Genomic DNA, 18,376 nt, shown 5'->3' with positions numbered 1-18,376 from the left:
AAGTTTTAGATTATTGTCCAGCAATGGTTTTTCCATGCGTCTGGCCGTTCTGTAGAAAGCAGTATGGGGACAGGGAAGGGTAAGGTCTCGCCTTTCCATACCCCATGTAGGTTCTGATCTGGGCATTTGAATAGGGTGTAGCCAAAATACACCCTAGGTACTAAAAAATGAATAAAATCCTCTTGGGCGTAATCCAAATACCCAGTTTAGGCTTGTCTGCTTGGAATGAATAAGGCCCTCTTTAGCGAGAGCTGTAAGCCCTAATAGATTAATCTTGTTATTTTTTCTGCTAATGCCTTAAAGTCTTCATGGCATTTGCGTACTGCTTGTTGGTGCGAACCAATGGCACCATCTGTCGGCTTTAAGTAGAACATCGGCTTATGCGCTTCCATAGCCATCGGCATAAGGCTATGATAATGTTTGAGCAAGGCCAGACAAGAAGGGTCTTCGGCTAAAGCAAGGTTGGGTGGATTGGGTTTATGCAAGATTGTTTCGGCATATTGGTTCGGGATTTTATTGGCCCATCTCAGGTATGATTGTACCGGGCGGCTTTCCCGAATCCCGTGTTGCATAACCACATATCCCAGCGGATGCATTGCACCGATTGGCAGTTCATTTTTGATGCGTTCAGGCGCTTTGTTCAACCGCTCCCCCATGCTTTTTTCCATGAGGTAATGGCATAGCCCAAGTTTGACAAGCCTTGAAGGGAAAAAAGATCTGCCCCCATAGGCATGATGATATAATCACTGGCAATCAATACAGAGCGGTTTAGCGCCCCCAGATTGGGGCCTACATCTATTAGCACCAAGTCCGCATCAAAAACGTCGGAAGCATTGCGTAAGATGCGGTAAAAAACAGACACCACCCGAAATGCCCGCACGTTGCCATCCAGCGTAACATTCCATTCTTTACTCAGTTCGTCTTCCACTTGCGATAACCCCAAATCCCCCGCTAAAAGCCCAATTTGATCGCTAATTTGTACCACATATGGCGTTTCAATATCTCCGGTTCCCTCTAATAAAGGAAACATAGCCGTTTTGATGGTGGCAGGTGCTTGTTCCGTATAGAAATCTTCTGTTCGTTTCGTTCCCAGAAATATACCAGAAGCATTGCATTGGGGATCTAAGTCGGCCACCAAAACCTTTTTACCTAGTTCCGCCAACATGAAGGCTAAGTGGTACAACAAGGTTGTTTTACCAACACCTCCTTTGTTATTAAAAAACGTCAGGGTTTTCATATGGCTCGTTTAAAAACGGATACGGAAAAATAGTCTGGCTGGTCGTATATAAAATAAGGTTCTGGATTTCCGTTTTCGGCAAGTTCGTGTTTTACTCGGGCAATACCGCGATTGAAGCGATTGACGTACCCTAAGTTTTTCAGTGCTTCCGCAATGATAGGATTTCGGTAATCGTTTTGATTCGGGAAGTTTTCGGGGCGTACTGTTCCATATAGCCCGCCTGGATTCTGAATTTCAATATGATCTGTGAAACGATAAAACCGAATAGGTGCATTGGAGGCGTAGTCTCGGTGCATAATGGCATTGAGCAGTAATTCCCGTAAAACAGCCAAGGGGTAATCATAGACGATTTGCTCTCGTAAGCCTCCCAGTGGAATCAGTTTGGCGTAAATCAGATTTTTCAGAAACCCTTCCAAAGAAGCCAGCATAGTGATTAAGTCACCTGAAAAACGGCGCTCTGACACAAGGTCGGATGCGATATTTTCTCCCGCAAATTCTCCATATTGAATATAGGCTCCATGCAGATAAAAAATAGGGTTATTGCCAAAAAGCAGGATCGAGGCGTAGGTCGGGGTTTGCTTTTTTAAATCATAAAGCCCTAAGGAGGCCATTTGTAGGACGGGGTCTCGATGGTTATCTGCCAGAATTTTAGCATCTATGGCTGTTGGCAGGTACGTTTCTTTAAATAATCCCAGGTTTAGGTCTTGAGATTCGTTGCCCCAGCAAGGTGTTGTATCAAACGTTCGATAAGCTGCCGAACGCCGTTCTGATAAAATACGCTCTTCACTTTCGCTCGCAATGGCTTTTCTTGCACCAACACGGATATAGGTACGCCCTTTATAACGCACGGGTGGTACCTCATGAGGTTTTACCTGAATCACCAAAACGTCTCCCTCTTCAAAATGGAAGTGTTCTACGCTTAGAATTGGAATCGGTAAAATGTTGCCATCAGAACGTAGGCCACCGGCCTATTGCAGTTCAGTATCACCAAAGCGCTGTCCTGCTAAATGCCCATTATCGTTTACCCCGAAAAGAAAATAGCCTGTTTTTTGATGATTGGGCAAGTCATTTGAAAAGGCGCAAATGGCTTCACTGGCCTTATCCGTGGCATTCTTATCGGGTTTAATAACGGTACGTTCGATACGATCGCTTTCTAAGTTTGTTAGTAAAGCCCATAGGGCAAAACAAACCTACTGGTACAGTGTTATTACCCCAAATTCGAGGCGAGCCAGCGGCGCACCTCTTCCAGCGTGTAGCCTTTTCGTTGGGCATAGTCGGCGAGTTGGTCTTCTCCGATTTCGCCCAGATTGAAATAATCCGCTGCAGGATGGGCGAAGTATAATCCACATACCGAAGCGGCGGGCATCATGGCTAAGTTTTCGGTGAGGGAAATACCGATGGCTTTTTCTGCATTCAGTATCTCGAACAAGGTGATTTTTTCTGTATGGTCAGGCTGAGCAGGATAGCCCGGCGCAGGACGGATGCCGTCGTATTGTTCTTTAATCAAGGCTTCTTGCGAGAGGTTTTCTTCAGTGGCATAGCCCCAATGCTCGCGGCGCACTTCGGCATGGAGCCACTCGGCGGTGGCTTCGGCGAGGCGGTCGGCAAGGGCTTTGACCATAATGGCGTTATAATCGTCATGTTTGGCTTCAAATTCGGCGGCGAGGGCTTCAGCCCCATGCACCGTTACGGCAAATGCGCCCATATAATCTTGGCGACCTGTGGACTTTGGAGCAACAAAGTCGGCTAAGGCGCGATTGGCTTTATCCGTTCCTTTTTGGGTTTGTTGGCGCAAACTGTGGAATCGGCGGGTTTCGCCTTCTGCAAGCACAAGTTCTAGGTCGTCGCCGAGGGCATTGGCGGGATAAAGTCCAAAAACGCCATTTACCTTAAAGGCTTCGTGTGCAATAATTTGATCCAAAAGCGCATTGGCTTCTTCAAAAAGTTTGCGGGCTTCCTCGCCGCGTTCGGGATGTTCCAAAATTTGCGGATATTTGCCCTTCATTTCCCATGCAATAAAAAATGGGGTCCAATCAATCCAATCGCGTAGAATTTGGATCGGGATGTTTTCTAAGGTTTGCCTGCCTAACTCATTGGGGCGGTGGATGGGATGCCTTGCCCAATCTGTTTGGAAAGCATTGGCGCGGGCAGTTGCCAATGAAATAAGGCTTGGGCGGTTGCTTCGGTTGGCAAAGCGTTCGCGCTCGGCTTCGTATTCTGCCCGTATTTCGGCGGTGAAGGCTGCCTGCTGCTTGGCATCTATAAGCCGTGAAACGACTGGAACTGACTTAGACGCATCTAAAACATGGATGACAGGCGCGGTGTAATGGGGTTCAATTTTGACGGCGGTATGGATTTTGGAAGTCGTGGCACCACCAATCAACAAAGGCGTTTTCATCCCAAGTCGCTCCATTTCCTTCGCGACATGCACCATTTCGTCCAAAGACGGCGTGATGAGGCCCGAAAGCCCGATGACATCTACGTTTTGGGCTTTGGCCGTTTCTAAAATTTTATTGGCAGGCACCATAACGCCCAGATCAATCACCTCGTAGTTGTTACACGCCAAGACCACACCTACAATGTTTTTACCAATATCATGCACATCCCCTTTGACCGTGGCCAATAAAACTTTTGCTTGTGGGGCTGCATCGGCGGACTTGGTGGCTTGGATGAAGGGTTCTAAGTATGCAACTGATTTTTTCATCACCCTTGCCGACTTCACGACTTGGGGCAGAAACATTTTCCCTGCGCCAAACAAGTCTCCCACAAAGCCCATACCATCCATTAGAGGCCCTTCGATCACTGTGAGCGGGTTGTCATATTCCACCCGCGCAGCTTCGGTATCAGCTTCGATAAAGTCCACGATGCCCTTCACAAGGGCGTGTTTGAGGCGCTCGGCAACAGGTAGGCTACGCCATGCTTCATCCTTGACCTCTGTTTTTGTGCCAGATTGCTGGGCTTTGAGGGTCTCGGCAAAAGCAACCAAGCGCTCGGTGGCTTCGGGGTCACGGTTGAAGAGGACATCCTCAATTTTTTTGAGTAGTTCTTTCGGAACCTCATCATAAATGGCCAACTGCCCCGCATTCACAATCCCCATATCCATCCCTGCACCGATGGCGTGGTATAGAAAGGCGGCATGAATGGCTTCGCGGACTGGTTCATTTCCCCGAAACGAGAAGGAGATATTGGACACCCCGCCACTGACTTTGGCAAACGGCAGGTTTTGTTTGATCCAGCGCGTAGCCTCGATAAAGGCAATGCCATATTGATTGTGTTCTTCGATGCCTGTTGCAATGGCAAAAATATTGGGATCGAAAATGATGTCTTGTGGAGGGATGCCCACATCTTCTGTCAAAATCCGATAAGCGCGCTCACAGATCGCTATTTTTCGTTCAAAAGTGTCGGCTTGGCCTTCCTCATCAAATGCCATCACAATCACCGCAGCACCATAAGCGCGGCAAAGACGGGCTTGGGCTTTAAAAAGCGCCTCACCTTCCTTCATCGAGATTGAGTTGACGACCGATTTACCTTGCACGCATTTAAGCCCTTGCTCCAAAACCGACCATTTGGAGGAGTCTAACATAATGGGTACGCGGGAAATATCAGGTTCGGCAGCAATCAAGTTCAGGAACTTCGCCATGGCCGCTTCTGAGTCCAGCATGCCTTCGTCCATGTTAATATCAATCACTTGTGCGCCGTTTTCCACTTGTTGGCGTGCAATGCTAAGCGCTTCTTCATAATTGCCTTCTTTAATAAGTCGCGCAAACTTCCGTGACCCCGTTACATTGGTACGCTCACCGATGTTCATAAAATTGGTATCGGGACGCTGAACCAAGGGTTCTAAACCCGAAAGGCGTAAGTATGGTGGCACTTGGGGCAAAGGACGTGGTGCAATGTCTGCAACGGCTTCGGCAATGGCGGCAATGTGTTCGGGGGTCGTACCGCAGCAACCGCCCACAATATTGAATAAACCTTCTTTGGCATACTGGGCCATGATTTCCGCCATAAATTCAGGCGAATGGTCATATTCCCCAAACGCGTTGGGTAGCCCTGCATTGGCATATAAGCTCACATATTCCGTACAAACAGGCGAAAGCTCTTCCAAATAAGGGCGCATGGATTCCGCACCTAATGCACAATTAAACCCAACCGAAAGCAGATTGGGGGTGTGCATAATGCTGTAATAAAATGCCTCTGGTACTTGCCCCGATAGTGTCCGCCCATTCTGATCTACAATCGTTCCCGAAATCATTACTGGAAGCTGCTGGCCTGTTTCATCAAAGTATTTTTGAAGGGCAAAAATGGCCGCTTTGGCATTGGCGGTATCAAAAATGGTTTCGACCAATAAAAGGTCTGATCCGCCATCCACCAATCCTCGAATTTGCTCTTCATAAGCAGCCACCAATTCATCAAAGGCGACTGACCGAAACCCTGGATCGTTTACGTCTGGCGAGATGGAAAGGGACTTGCTGGTCGGGCCGATAGAACCTGCCACAAAACGCGGCTTTTCGGATGTGGAATAAGCATCTGCGGCTTTTCGCGCTATTTGGGCCGCTACCAAATTAAGTTCATAGGCAATGTGGCCCAGCGCATAATCTTCTTGGGCAATTGAGGTACTGCTAAAGGTATTGGTTTCGATAATATCCGCGCCTGCTTCCAAAAAAGCATGATGTACAGCCTCGACTGCTTCGGGACAGGTAAGGCAAAGCAGGTCATTATTGCCTTTCAGGTCTTTGGGATGGTCTTTAAACCGTTCACCACGAAACGCGGATTCATCCAATATGAAGCGCCCCGTTTTATGATATTTTTGGAACATGGTGCCAGTTGCACCATCAATAATCAAAATGCGTGCTTGTAAGAGCTGCTGGAGTTGTTGCAGGGAGGTCATGCTACTTGAATGCATTGGTTTATAAAAACATGACCGCCAAAATACATCAATCTATCCGCCTGCTTACGGAAATTGAGTAGAAGTTGTTTTAGGCCTTGCAGACATGAAAAGACGAATATTCCCTTGGTCTATGCCGATAAAAAGATGTTTTTTGATTTTTTTCTACAAAAGTGGTGCTTAAATCCTTTTAGATGTTTGTTGAAGGTCTTATTTTGCCCCAAAGCCAAACGGCGGTGCTTTATGGGGCGAATGCTTCTAGTAAAAGCAATTTACTGTGGGCAATGGATGCCTTAAGCTATTTTGTTACGCGCTCTTCTCTTTTTAAACCTCAGTAAGAAATTTCTTAATACGAACCTCATAAACTAAGTCCTGAAGCCGTCAACAACCAACAACTTTTGAGATTGTCTTTATTTCCAATGGGGAGCAGTATAAATATGTTGTTTCATTTTCTCAGTACCAAGTTGAGCTTGAGTCATTGTATATATACACAAGGCGCTCTAAGGTGTTGCTGTTTGAGCGTATAAAAGGGCAGCCTATAAAATTTGGCGAGTTGTATAAAGGTGCGAAACGAAGCCTTGAACAGTTGCTTCTCGAACATCAGCTTTTTCTCTCAAAAGCCGTAGAAAACAAGGTGGTATGGCTCGGTAATGACTACTCGTTTCTTACGTCCGTTATGGTCGCCTTCCAACCAATGGATGACTGGGAAGAGTTGTCGCTCAAGTTTTCACTCATCAAGCGACTTTTGAAGATGCTGCTTTCCGATTTCCGAACCAAGCTCAACCACCTCATTTCGGCTTTAGACACAGGGGTAAAGTCGCTTCGTGTTGAAGTGAACCAAACCGAATTCCATGTTCCGGATGGATTCCCGTCGGAAGTCAGGCAATATCTGGAAGAAATGAATAAATACCGAATCAAAACACAGAGCATCTTAGCTATAGCGAATCTGGAGATGTGCAGACGATAAAGTTCGATTTAGAGGAAGAATCTCTTGGCACACAATATTTACTGCCCAAAGCTTGGATCATACTTTATGCGTTAGAAGCAGGACGAACCTTGGTCATAATAACGCGCAACTGATTTTTGCCACTCATGATATTAGCCAATTGAACAATGATGCGTTTCGGCGAGATCAAATTTGGTTAACGGAAAAAGATGAAATGGGCAATACAACGCTTTTCCGGGCTTCAGAAATTGGGGGAATTCGCGCCGATATTCCATTAGATAAATGGTATGCTTCAGGCCGTCTAGGTGGCTCATGACACAGATTTCTTGATTCAGATGCAAAAACTTGAATATGAAACAGCGTAGCGTTTATAAGCGTATTTTGATTATTTGTGAAGGGTTCGCAGGGAAATTGTATAGCCAGTCTTTAAAAGAGTAGCTACCTCGTTTCCTTCAACGCGCCATTGCAATTGAGATTATGCAGCAAGCGCAGAACGATCCGCTTAGCCTTGTTCAATATGCGATTAACAAGCAGCGTGAAGGCAAGCTCGATAAAAATCCTTACGATGCGATTTGGTTATTTTTGGATCATGACCAGCATCCCAAATTGGAACAAGCGTTTCGACTGATGCAACGCTATATGATGGCCATTTTTTAGAATAAAGCCCAAAATTTATTTCTCCTCCTCAAATACGTTGTAAAAATCGGCATTTACTTCGTGTGTCGCTTCGCTCGGCTCGACTCCACTCAACACCCGGAAGGTTGACTATTTTGAGTTTCTCCTATTTTTTGGCCAATCATTATAGTGTAAGTATGATCTTGTATAACATGGCTTTGGAGGTGAGCCTTGAAGGGATGATTTTCGTTTAATGGGGGCCTAAACGCTTATGTCTTCGGAAAGGATCTGAAGGTACTGAGTAGCAAATTGATGACATTTACCCATGTTAAGCCGGAAACGACGGTCTATTGCACTAAAAATTCAGATGGTGCAGCATACTTCTGGAATGCAGTCTTGTAAATTGGTAAGACAATTATTTCCTTGAAACTAACCTTTATGGTCATGAAGAAAAGAGCCGTTATTTGGATGGTTTTGTACCTGTTGGGATCTGGAACGCCTGCTATGGCACAGTCTCCCATCACGGTTATATCTCCTGGAAAATTAGTACGCGTGTTGTTTACTCTTTCCGAAGAGGGGGTGCCCACGTACCGGGTTTTTTATCGTAATCAAGCGGTATTAGGACAATCTGCACTCGGTTTTGCCTTGCGGGATGGGCTCCTGAAGAAAGATTTTACCCTCGCTGGATCAGTCGCAAGAAATACATTTGACGAGACTTGGCAACCCGTTTGGGGGGAAGTGAAAGATATCAGGAACCACTATAACGAGGTGGCCATCCCTTTGAAACATCGCTCCGGTGCACGTCTAAAGGTTGTTTTCCGGGTGTATGATAATGGGCTGGGCTTCCGTTATGAATTCCCCAAAGAAGGGTATGAACATGATATTGCCATTACCGATGAACTCACGACGTTCCAACTGATGGGCGATCACAAGGCGTTTTGGATCCCAGGGGATTGGGATTCCAATGAGCATTTATATTCCACAACCCGCATAAGCGAGATCGAAAATACATGGTATCGAGAGACTGAAACGTCTATCGGAACCATGAACCTGCACGACCGCCAATCTGTCCAAACCCCGATTACCTTCAAAATGGCGAATGGCTGGCATATGGCCATCCACGAAGCGGCCCTCATAGACTTTCCTGCGATGCAATTGCACGTGGATCATCGCACCCTGAAACTATCGGCTATACTGGTCCCTTCACCAGATTTAGTGAATAAGGCTGTGGTTAGGCCCGGCCACCGAACACCGTGGAGGGCTATTTTACTAGGTGATCGTGCGGCGGACTTATTGTCCTCTAAGTTGATCCTGAACCTGAATGAGCCTTGTAAATATGAAGATACCTCCTGGATACGACCAATGAAGTTTGCTGGTGTTTGGTGGGAAATGCACCTCGGAAAGTCAACTTGGGATTATGCCGGAACGCAAGATGCTGGTTCAGCACAGGGACTCAGCCCAACAGGTAGGCATGGCGCGACCACCGAAAATACGAAGCGATACATAGATTTTGCCGCCGCGAATAACCTTCATGGCGTATTGGTGGAAGGTTGGAACATGGGCTGGGAAAATTGGTATGGTCAATGGAAAGACGAAGTGTTTGATTTTACCAAGCCTTATCCGGATTACGACATAAAGGCCGTAACAGATTATGCCCGAAGCAAAGGCGTAGAAATAATAGGTCATCACGAGACGTCTGGGGCCGTCACTTCTTATGAACGACAAATGGAGGATGCTTTTGCTTATATGAAGCAGCATGGCATTAATGCCGTAAAAACTGGATATGTGGGAAAAATTATTCCCAAAGGTGAACACCATGATGGCCAATGGATGGTAAACCATTACATCCGTGCCGTCGAGGCGGCGGCCCGCCACAAAGTGATGATAGATGCACATGAACCAGTCCGTCCAACAGGGTTGCACCGGACGTATCCGAACTGGATGGCTTCGGAGGCAGCGCGGGGTAACGAGTTTAATGCGTGGAGCCGAGGAAACCCGCCTGAACACGAAACCATTTTGCCTTTTACCCGACTGCTGGGCGGCCCAATGGATTATACCCCGGGCATTTTTGATGTTACCTTCGATTCATTCAAAAAAGATGAGCGGGTACACACAACGGTTGCCAAACAACTTGCGTTGTATGTCACATTATACAGCCCGGTTCAAATGGTGGCAGACTTGCCAGAGCATTATGAGGGAAAACCGTCCTTGGAGTTTATCCGAGAAGTGGCTGTAGATTGGGACGATACACGCATTTTGAATGCGGAAGTTGGGGAATACCTTTCCATTGCCCGAAAAGCAAAAAACAGTCCCAATTGGTTTATCGGAAGCATTACCGATGAAGTAGCCCGTGTGTTTACCATCCCCTTAGATTTTTTAGATGCTGGAAAAACATATCAAGCGACGGTATATGAAGACGGCCAAGACGCACACTGGGAAAAGAACCCAAAGTCCGTGAACATTCGGCGTTTGAACGTCAAAAAAGGCCAAACCTTAACACTCAAATTGGCCGCAGGCGGCGGCACGGCCATTAGCCTAAAGCCCTACTAACTGAAAACGAACCATGTAATCAGAAAAGGCCACTCGTTTGGGGTGGCCTTTTTAACAAAAGTTGGGATTACACCATAAACATAAATAGAGATCTTTACACCCTCTCTTTCTTGAAGATTCAGCAGCCTAAATTGTGTGTGGGTTATGGTACAAACAAAACCCAATCAGCTCTTGTTGTATTTATACCTTTGTTCACGGACGACGTGGGAATCGCTCTGTGTTGTCGTAAGCGGGTTGTCGGCGTTCATTATACGCATTCCGTCCTTCCTGTCCTTCCTCTGTCATGTAGAACAATAAGGTGGCATTTCCCGCCAATTCCTGAAGCCCCGCTTGACCATCACAGTCTGCATTCAATGCGGATTTTAGCAGTCGGATGGCCAATGGCGATTTTTGCATGATTTCACGCCCCCACTCTACGGTGGTTTCTTCTAATGCCTCGTAGGGAACGACTTTGTTGACCAAGCCCATTTGAAGAGCCTCTTGTGCATCGTATGGACGACATAGATACCAGATTTCACGGGCCTTTTTTTGTCCGACAATGCGTGCCAAATAGCTGGAGCCATATCCGCCATCAAAAGAACCGACTTTGGGGCCGGTTTGCATAAATTTGGCATTATCTGCGGCAATCGTCAGGTCGCAAAGGACGTGTAGGACATGCCCACCGCCTACAGCCCAACCAGCCACCATGGCAATGACAGGCTTCGGACAGGTCCGGATTTCTCGTTGGAAATCCAATACATTCAGTCGCATGACTTTCTCGTTTCCGGCTTCTTTGTATCCGGCATCGCCCCTTATGCGTTGATCGCCGCCGGAACAAAAGGCCTCCCGCCCTTCTCCTGTCAGGATGATGACCCCTACTTCATGATCCTCGCGGGCATCGTGTAGGGCCATGCGCAGTTCTTTAACGGTCTCTGGCCGGAATGCATTGCGCACTTCGGGACGGTTAATGGTTATTTTGGCCAAGCCTTCCGCCTTGTGGTATTTGATGTCGGTAAACGTACCGGCTTCTACCCATTGAATAGTGCTCATATAATATTGTCTTGGATATTAGGGTTCAGTTTCGAGGAAAGTACAACCCGCAACTGGGCGAAAGGTGTGGGTCACACAAAATTTTTGCAATCGCGCTATGCTGCTCTGTAGAGACAGCTGATCTAGAATGTTTGGCCAAATTGAATATGCAAACTTAATGGGCTGCACGAGCCTAAAATATCATACCACCTACACCGGACACCATCCGCATTGTGTAAGTCCTGATAATCTGGGTTTAGTTTGATGCCCAGATCGGCCCCACCAGTAAATCCTGCCACCAAAAAACGAATACCCGCACCCGTACCAAATTTCCATTTTGCAGGGTTAAGGTATAACTGATTTGTCCATACATTGCCGAAATCAAGAAAGGCCACCCCGCGTAAGCTATTTAGCGAAGGCAGTGGGATTTGTGTTTCGATATTACCTGTAATTTTGCCAGTACCCCCCAGCGCAAACCCGAACTCATCTCTGGGGCCAAGGTATTTGTTTCGCCAGCCACGAACATCCCGATCGCCCCCTCCAAAATACAATAAACGATAATAACGGGTATAAAACTTGTCATCCTCAAATACTCTGTCGGCGGTCCACATCTTGCCAGCAAATAATCGCACGTTAAGCGATGCTCGGCGCAAAAAGTCTGGAAGTCCGTCTTGTTGTTGTAAAGGCAAGGTGTATGCCGTTCCTTCTAATGAAGTTTTTAGGTAATTCAGATCCGAGATAAGTACTTTAGGCGCATTGGGCAATAGTCCGGGGCGTCCACTAAGGGTAATGGAGGGTTTGATCAACCAACCGCGTGTACGGAATAAGATGTTATCTACCTTGCCCAGCGTCCCCGAAAAAGCAATCGCCGCCTGATTGTATTGGTCTGAATTGTGCAACGTGGCAGGATCCGCTGTTACCCGCGAAAAGTTAAAGGCAATATTCAGATTTTGATATTGAGAAAGGCGAAGTAAAAAAGAAGTATCTACGCCCCATGAAGTCTGTGGTGTATTCAAAAAGTCGTTGGTGTACTCTACGTAGGGCTGTGTAAGCACAGAGAGTTTACGATAAAAAAAATGGGGTTGCCTGAACGACAAAGAACCTCTATATTTTTTCTCGATAGGGTAACTACGGAAAATTCCTAAAGAATCACCTGGTTGTACCACCACTTGTGCACTCAAGGTTCGGGCGCTCCCCAGAAAATTACGGTGTTCCCACTTGCCTTCCAGCCGGGGGCCTGTGTCGGAGGATAGCCCCAACTGACCACTTACAGAGCGTAATTTGGCCTCACGAACCTCAAAAATGACATCCACTTTGTCCGATAAAGGTTGAGTCGGAATACTGAAGAGGGCAAAACGGAACTGGGAGGACTCAAAAATTTGCCGCTTACTCTCTTCTAACTGCCGATAAGAAAAGGGGTCGCCTTCCCGGAAGGTGAGTAGATTGAGAACGGTTGCTACAGAAATGTGTTCAAGCCCTGTTATCCGTATTTTACCAAAGGAACAACGGGGTCCCGGCGAAATGTATAAGGTGACATCTGCAAGGTTGGCGAGGGTATCCACCATGGTTACGTCGCGGAGTTGTGCATAGGCAAAGCCTTTATCTTTCATCCATCGGACGGCCTTTTCACGAAATTGCGCCATCGCCAATTCGGAAAAACGCTCTCCAAATTGTTGAATGAACGGATCCCGAAAAGTCCGCCAGGCATTACGGGAAGCATCCGGAAATTGATAGAAGGCATCGCGGCCATCCGGGCCAAAAAAGAGAATTTCCTGAATGGTGAGAGGAGGCCCTTCCGAGATGTTAAAAAAAACCTTAATCTTGTTGGCGACGGGGTCGAAGTCGAATTGGGATAAAATCCGGGGAGATAGATATCCATTCCGCTGGTAAAAACGCCTGAGTCGGATTACGTCCTTTTGAACCTCGTATGGATTAAACGGAAATTGCCGTACCTCCCTGAACGCAAGGCGGCTTGCCCAAGAAGGAGCCAACCGATCGAATGCCGTAGGTGCTTGTGTTGAAATAACTTCCAGTAGTTGTTCTTCGGGGAATGAATGTCCTCGAAAAGCAATTTTGGACACTTGGGTGTCGGCATTGACCAAGCGTAAATTGGGCTGCGCCCAAACAAGCCGGGCGCAAACAAACAGGCATCCTAAAAACAAAATAGAGAGAATTCGCATACCCGCTGGTTCCTTTTTCCATAAACCCAATGTGCGATTAGGCTATCTTTTCTTGTAGTATAACAACGCAAGCGGCTATTCACAAGCATACCATAAAATATGCCACGTATTCTCTTCGCCGTTCTGAACTGGGGTTTAGGGCACGCTACACGAAGTATTCCGGTGATTCGGGCGCTGCAAAAAGCAGGTGCTTCGGTCGTGCTGGCATCCGATGGCGATGCCTTGCAGGTGCTCAAACGTACATTTCCAGAAACAGAAACCCGAGAACTTCCTGGCTACAACATCCGGTATGGCCGCAAAAATAGCTTGATCGCCATCTATGGCCAAGTGCCGCACGTTATCCGCACCGTCTCGCACGAACACCGTATCCTTCGCAGTTGGCACGAAGAGGAGACCTTCGATGGGGTTGTGTCGGATAGTCGTTTTGGAATGTGGCTGTCCGACGTGCCGTCTGCCTTCATTGGGCATCAGATCGCTGTCTTGCCGCCCAAGCCGTTTCAGGCATTTCATCTGACGGCGTTCGGGGTGCATAAACAAATTATTCGCCCTTTTTCAGATTGGTGGCTGCCGGATGACCCCGCACTGCGCTTGGCCGGTGATTTATTACACCGGTTCCCGCTACCCAAAAATAACGCATCAAGGTCGCCCCGTGTTAATTGGATTGGCGTATTGTCTCGCTTTTCTGGAGAATCAACGCCGTACGATTTTTTAGACAATCGGCTAAAGACCCATGAGCCATTTATTGCCGCTGTACTATCTGGGCCGGAGCCGCAACGGAGTATGTTACAAGAAGCATTGATGGCGGTTGCTCCCAAGTTACCGTACCCTCTCTGGATTGTTGAAGGACGACCAAGAGGACAGGTGTTTAAAACCTTGCCCAATATCAAAATCATCCCTTTTCTCGATGGCCCAGATTTGCAGCACCTGCTCCGTTCAGCAGAAGTGGTGATCTCCCGTTCCGGTTATTCAAGTCTAATGGATTATGTAGTATTGGGTATCTCGAAATTAGTACTGGTTCCCACACCTGGTCAGACCGAACAAGAACACTTGGGGCAAAACTGGAGCAACCATAACCGAGCGGCCGTTTGCCTTCAACACAATATTGCACATCTTCCAGAATATCTCTCGCAAGCCCAAAAATGTGAACCCTTGCCCTTTAATGATCAATTACTTTCACAAACGGTTCATCAATGGCTGGCATTCTGTAAATAAAAACCTTTTTTTGAAAGTAAATTCTTGTAAATTATGAATATAAAGGAATTGTAAAGATTTTTATTGTTTGATATATTGATCTATATCACTTGATTTAAAAGATGATTTATTTGTGTGTAGATTTTGTGGATAAGTGAATGAATTTTGCGATGTTGCAAGTGCATGGTTGTTTATATATCTAGTAAGACAGTATTTTGAAAGTCTGGACCAAAAAGCCAGGTACGCATTTTTTGGTGCATCAAAACATGAGTAGCAAGAACCAATAAGCGAGGTAAAAGTGCCTACGATTCAACAACTTGTCCGCAAAGGACGTAGTCCGAAAATCAAAAAAACAAAGTCTCCGGCGCTCAGCAGCTGTCCGCAACGTCGTGGTGTTTGTACACGTGTGTACACAACAACACCTAAAAAGCCGAACTCGGCCATGCGTAAGGTTGCTAAAGTCCGTCTGACAAATCAGGTTGAAATTATTGCCTACATCCCCGGCGAAGGTCACAACCTTCAGGAGCACTCCATTGTTTTGGTACGCGGTGGCCGGGTAAAAGACCTTCCTGGGGTAAAGTATCATATTGTGCGTGGTGCACAGGATACCGCCGGTGTTAATGGTCGCCGTCAGGCACGTTCCAAATATGGAACCAAACGTCCGAAGCCAGGACAAGCAGCGGCTCCGGCCGGAAAAGGTGGCAAAAAGAAATAAGCCATTGATTCAGTAGTTCTAAGGTGCAAAGCCTTCTGAACGTTATCCACAAATTTTCAACTATTCAACACGCAGAAAACAATGCGTAAGAAAAGAGCAGAAAAACGCCAAGTATTGCCGGATCCGATTTACGGAGACGTAACCGTATCTAAGTTTATTAACGCGGTTATGCAAAGCGGCAAAAAAAGCATCGCACAAGCGATTGTGTATAAAGCCTTCGAGATTATCGAAGAGCGAACCAAGGAGCCGGGTGTAGAAGTGTTTCGTAAAGCCCTGAACAATGTGGCGCCCGTGGTAGAAGTCCGCAGTCGTCGCGTGGGTGGCGCAACCTATCAGGTTCCAATGGAAGTTCGTCCGGAACGACGTTCCTCGCTGGCCTATCGCTGGTTGATCAACTATGCCTCGGCACGTTCCGACAAAAGTATGGCCATTCGTCTTGCAAACGAGTTGATTAGTGCAGCAAAAGGCGAAGGAGCCGCCGTGAAGAAAAAAGACGATACCCACCGTATGGCCGAAGCGAACAAAGCCTTTGCCCACTTCCGCTTCTAAAACGGTTCTGTACCTCAAAATTTGCAAAAAGTAAATAAACCCTATACATCATGTCAGATTTATCGCTGGATAATGTCCGCAACATCGGTATCATGGCCCACATTGATGCCGGAAAGACGACAACAACCGAGCGCATTCTGTTTTACACCGGACGTGTACACCGAATAGGTGAAGTACACGAAGGAGCCGCAGAAATGGACTGGATGGAGCAGGAAAAAGAACGTGGTATTACCATTACCTCGGCTGCGACCACCACCATGTGGGGGAAAGACATTGAAGACACGAAAACCGGACGCCGGAAAGGTACGCATCGGATTAATATCATTGATACACCTGGCCACGTGGACTTTACCGTCGAGGTAGAGCGCTCGCTTCGTGTTTTGGACGGAGCGGTTGCATTGTTTTGCGCGGTAGGTGGGGTTGAACCACAATCCGAAACCGTGTGGCGTCAGGCTGATAAATATCGTGTGCCGCGTATTGCGTTTGTAAATAAAATGGATCGTACTGGTGCGGACTTCGAGAACGTGCTTAAAATGATGAAAGATCGTTTAAAAGCGAATGCCGTTCCGGTTCAATACCCGATTGGGGAAGGTGCTATGTTTAAAGGGGTCATAGACCTTATTAAAAACAAAGCCATTATCTGGCACGATGAAACCCAAGGGGCCACCTATGATGAAATCGAAATACCAGCAGATTTAAAAAATACGGCTCGTCATTGGCGTATCCACCTCTTAGAACAAGTAGCAGAGCAAGACGATGAGTTGCTCATGAAGTATTTGGACGGAGAGGAGTTGAGCGACGAAGAAATTCGTACAACCGTTCGGAAGGCTACCTTGGCCATGCAAATTACGCCTGTATTCTGTGGAACTGCCTTTAAAAACAAAGGTGTTCAGGCCGTATTGGATGGAGTCTTAGACTTTCTGCCCAGTCCAGTAGATGTGGAGGAAGTAAAAGGTCATGCCCTGCGCGAACCAGATGTAGAACTGATCCGCAAAACAACGGTTAGTGAGCCATTTAGTGCCCTCGCGTTTAAAATTATGACAGACCCATTTGTGGGTAAGTTGACTTTTGTGCGGGTATATAGTGGGAAATTAATGAAGGGATCTAAAATCCTGAATACCACAACCGAAAAGGACGAACGGGCTGGGCGATTGCTCCAAATGCACGCCAACAAACGAGAAGACTTAGACTTTATCGCTGCGGGAGACATTGCCGCTGTTGTAGGGCTAAAAGAAGTCAGAACAGGCGATACCCTTTGCGATATAGATAATCCCATTGTTTTGGAAAATATGGAATTCCCAGAGCCGGTTATCCGGATTGCCGTTGAGCCGAAAACAAAAGCCGACGTCGAAAAAATGGGGATTGCCTTATCCAAACTTGCTGAAGAAGATCCCACCTTCCGTGTATCTACAGACCAGGAGACAGGCCAAACCATTATTGCAGGAATGGGCGAGTTGCACTTGGAGATCATTGTGGATCGTATGAAGCGGGAATTTAAGGTCGAGGCCAATATTGGTGCACCACAAGTTGCTTATCGGGAAGCCATCCGTTCGGCAGTTACCCATACCTACACCCACAAAAAGCAGTCGGGTGGTAAAGGACAGTTTGCCGAAGTTACTTTTGAACTAAGTCCTATTCAAGGTTCTACTGGATTTGAATTCGTGGATAACATCTCTATGGGACGTATCCCACGCGAGTTTATCGGACCAGTGGAGAAAGGGATGAAGTCTGCCATGGACCGTGGACCACTTGCGGGATTCCCGATGGAAGGGCTTAGGGCACGTTTATTTGACGGAAAGTTTCATGATGTGGACTCGGACGCAAACTCCTTTGAAATTGCAGGCCGAATGGGAATTCGCGAAGCTGCACGAAAAGCCAGTCCGGTACTCATGGAGCCAATTATGGACGTAGAGGTGATTACACCTGAAGAGTACATGGGAGACGTTATTGGTGATCTGAATAGCCGTCGCGGGAAAATCATGAATATGGAAGAGCGTATGGGGGTAAAGGTAATCAAAGCACACGTGCCACTGGCTAATATGTTTGGATACTCTACCCAAATGCGTTCAATTACGCAAGGTCGTGCCAACTACTCAATGCAATTTGATCACTATGATGCCGCCCCTAAATCGGTCGCAGATGAGGTAATTGCACAGGCAGGTGGAAATTAAATCCTTGTATAACAAAAACTTAGACACAGTACTTTAAACCTACAAATACAATGGCAAAAGAGACTTTTGTACGCTCCAAACCGCACGTGAACGTTGGTACGATTGGTCACGTTGACCACGGTAAGACGACGCTTACGGCAGCAATCACGACGGTATTGGCGAAGCACACGCCGGGCATTCAGGTCCGTTCTTTCGACTCGATTGACAATGCTCCGGAAGAGCGTGAGCGTGGTATCACGATTGCGACGGCGCACGTGGAATACGAGACGGCGAATCGTCACTATGCGCACGTTGACTGCCCTGGTCACGCGGACTATGTTAAGAACATG

16 protein-coding genes are annotated in these 18,376 nt (G+C 47.0%); 9 read left to right on the top strand and 7 right to left on the bottom strand.

Features of this window, described 5'->3' with window-relative positions:
- Positions 1–260: 260 nt before the first annotated feature.
- The 5 genes from JNN12_08925 to metH all read right to left on the bottom strand — a co-directional run bounded on the left by JNN12_08925 (position 261) and on the right by metH (position 6,125).
- Positions 261–668, bottom strand: coding sequence for a hypothetical protein (locus JNN12_08925; GenBank protein ID MBL7978451.1), 408 nt, complete (start codon positions 666–668; stop codon positions 261–263).
- A complete protein-coding gene (locus JNN12_08920; GenBank protein ID MBL7978450.1) occupies positions 641–1,237 on the bottom strand; it encodes an AAA family ATPase in 597 nt (198 codons plus the stop codon). Before JNN12_08920 ends, JNN12_08925 begins: the two co-directional genes overlap by 28 nt.
- The gene (locus JNN12_08915; GenBank protein MBL7978449.1) at positions 1,234–2,085 is read right to left on the bottom strand and encodes a hypothetical protein; all 852 of its coding nucleotides are present in this window, start codon (positions 2,083–2,085) and stop codon (positions 1,234–1,236) included. Before JNN12_08915 ends, JNN12_08920 begins: the two co-directional genes overlap by 4 nt.
- 120 nt (positions 2,086–2,205) lie before the next feature.
- Positions 2,206–2,379 (bottom strand): putative DNA binding domain-containing protein, encoded by a 174-nt coding sequence (locus tag JNN12_08910; GenBank protein ID MBL7978448.1) that lies wholly within the window; start codon positions 2,377–2,379, stop codon positions 2,206–2,208.
- A 65-nt stretch (positions 2,380–2,444) separates the two neighbouring features.
- Positions 2,445–6,125 carry a methionine synthase gene (gene metH, locus JNN12_08905; protein MBL7978447.1) on the bottom strand — a complete coding sequence of 1,227 codons (3,681 nt, stop codon included), beginning with the start codon at positions 6,123–6,125 and terminating at the stop codon, positions 2,445–2,447.
- A 583-nt stretch (positions 6,126–6,708) separates the two neighbouring features.
- Between metH and JNN12_08900 the strand changes: the two genes are divergently transcribed.
- The 4 genes from JNN12_08900 (at position 6,709) to JNN12_08885 (ending at position 10,233) form a co-directional block, all read left to right on the top strand.
- Positions 6,709–7,089: a hypothetical protein gene (locus tag JNN12_08900; protein ID MBL7978446.1), complete on the top strand. Its 381-nt coding sequence runs from the start codon at positions 6,709–6,711 to the stop codon at positions 7,087–7,089.
- A gap of 52 nt (positions 7,090–7,141) precedes the next feature.
- Positions 7,142–7,384, top strand: coding sequence for a hypothetical protein (locus JNN12_08895; GenBank protein ID MBL7978445.1), 243 nt, complete (start codon positions 7,142–7,144; stop codon positions 7,382–7,384).
- Between the two features lie 161 nt (positions 7,385–7,545).
- Positions 7,546–7,725, top strand: coding sequence for a hypothetical protein (locus tag JNN12_08890; GenBank protein ID MBL7978444.1), 180 nt, complete (start codon positions 7,546–7,548; stop codon positions 7,723–7,725).
- 402 nt (positions 7,726–8,127) lie between these two features.
- Positions 8,128–10,233 carry a glycoside hydrolase family 97 protein gene (locus JNN12_08885; GenBank protein MBL7978443.1) on the top strand — a complete coding sequence of 702 codons (2,106 nt, stop codon included), beginning with the start codon at positions 8,128–8,130 and terminating at the stop codon, positions 10,231–10,233.
- A gap of 192 nt (positions 10,234–10,425) precedes the next feature.
- On the opposite strand, the gene menB is transcribed toward JNN12_08885, so the two are convergent.
- Positions 10,426–11,262 (bottom strand): 1,4-dihydroxy-2-naphthoyl-CoA synthase, encoded by an 837-nt coding sequence (menB, locus tag JNN12_08880; protein ID MBL7978442.1) that lies wholly within the window; start codon positions 11,260–11,262, stop codon positions 10,426–10,428.
- A gap of 122 nt (positions 11,263–11,384) precedes the next feature.
- Positions 11,385–13,421: a BamA/TamA family outer membrane protein gene (locus tag JNN12_08875; GenBank protein MBL7978441.1), complete on the bottom strand. Its 2,037-nt coding sequence runs from the start codon at positions 13,419–13,421 to the stop codon at positions 11,385–11,387.
- Between the two features lie 99 nt (positions 13,422–13,520).
- Between JNN12_08875 and JNN12_08870 the strand changes: the two genes are divergently transcribed.
- The 5 genes from JNN12_08870 to tuf all read left to right on the top strand — a co-directional run.
- A complete protein-coding gene (locus tag JNN12_08870) occupies positions 13,521–14,633 on the top strand; it encodes a hypothetical protein (protein ID MBL7978440.1) in 1,113 nt (370 codons plus the stop codon).
- Positions 14,634–14,910: 277 nt separating this feature from the next.
- The gene (locus JNN12_08865) at positions 14,911–15,327 is read left to right on the top strand and encodes a 30S ribosomal protein S12 (GenBank protein ID MBL7978439.1); all 417 of its coding nucleotides are present in this window, start codon (positions 14,911–14,913) and stop codon (positions 15,325–15,327) included.
- A gap of 81 nt (positions 15,328–15,408) precedes the next feature.
- Positions 15,409–15,876: a 30S ribosomal protein S7 gene (gene rpsG, locus JNN12_08860; GenBank protein ID MBL7978438.1), complete on the top strand. Its 468-nt coding sequence runs from the start codon at positions 15,409–15,411 to the stop codon at positions 15,874–15,876.
- Positions 15,877–15,926: 50 nt separating this feature from the next.
- Positions 15,927–18,047 carry an elongation factor G gene (gene fusA / locus JNN12_08855; GenBank protein MBL7978437.1) on the top strand — a complete coding sequence of 707 codons (2,121 nt, stop codon included), beginning with the start codon at positions 15,927–15,929 and terminating at the stop codon, positions 18,045–18,047.
- A 50-nt stretch (positions 18,048–18,097) separates the two neighbouring features.
- Positions 18,098–18,376 (top strand): elongation factor Tu (gene tuf / locus JNN12_08850; protein ID MBL7978436.1); only part of this gene is annotated, 279 nt, incomplete at its 3' end.

The organism is Bacteroidetes Order II. bacterium (assembly GCA_016788705.1).
Lineage (GTDB): Bacteria > Bacteroidota > Rhodothermia > Rhodothermales > UBA2364 > UBA2364.
Note: the sequence above shows the minus strand (reverse complement) of the source record. Positions and strands in the feature narration are given on the sequence as shown.

Coding starts and splice junctions, on each gene's coding strand:
- JNN12_08925 (MBL7978451.1), bottom strand. CDS start 668: ATGGAAAAAAGCATGGGGGAGCGGTTGAACAAAGCGCCTGAACGCATC.
- JNN12_08920 (MBL7978450.1), bottom strand. CDS start 1,237: ATGAAAACCCTGACGTTTTTTAATAACAAAGGAGGTGTTGGTAAAACA.
- metH (MBL7978447.1), bottom strand. CDS start 6,125: ATGACCTCCCTGCAACAACTCCAGCAGCTCTTACAAGCACGCATTTTG.
- JNN12_08890 (MBL7978444.1), top strand. CDS start 7,546: ATGCAGCAAGCGCAGAACGATCCGCTTAGCCTTGTTCAATATGCGATT.
- JNN12_08885 (MBL7978443.1), top strand. CDS start 8,128: ATGAAGAAAAGAGCCGTTATTTGGATGGTTTTGTACCTGTTGGGATCT.
- menB (MBL7978442.1), bottom strand. CDS start 11,262: ATGAGCACTATTCAATGGGTAGAAGCCGGTACGTTTACCGACATCAAA.
- JNN12_08875 (MBL7978441.1), bottom strand. CDS start 13,421: ATGCGAATTCTCTCTATTTTGTTTTTAGGATGCCTGTTTGTTTGCGCC.
- JNN12_08870 (MBL7978440.1), top strand. CDS start 13,521: ATGCCACGTATTCTCTTCGCCGTTCTGAACTGGGGTTTAGGGCACGCT.
- rpsG (MBL7978438.1), top strand. CDS start 15,409: ATGCGTAAGAAAAGAGCAGAAAAACGCCAAGTATTGCCGGATCCGATT.
- fusA (MBL7978437.1), top strand. CDS start 15,927: ATGTCAGATTTATCGCTGGATAATGTCCGCAACATCGGTATCATGGCC.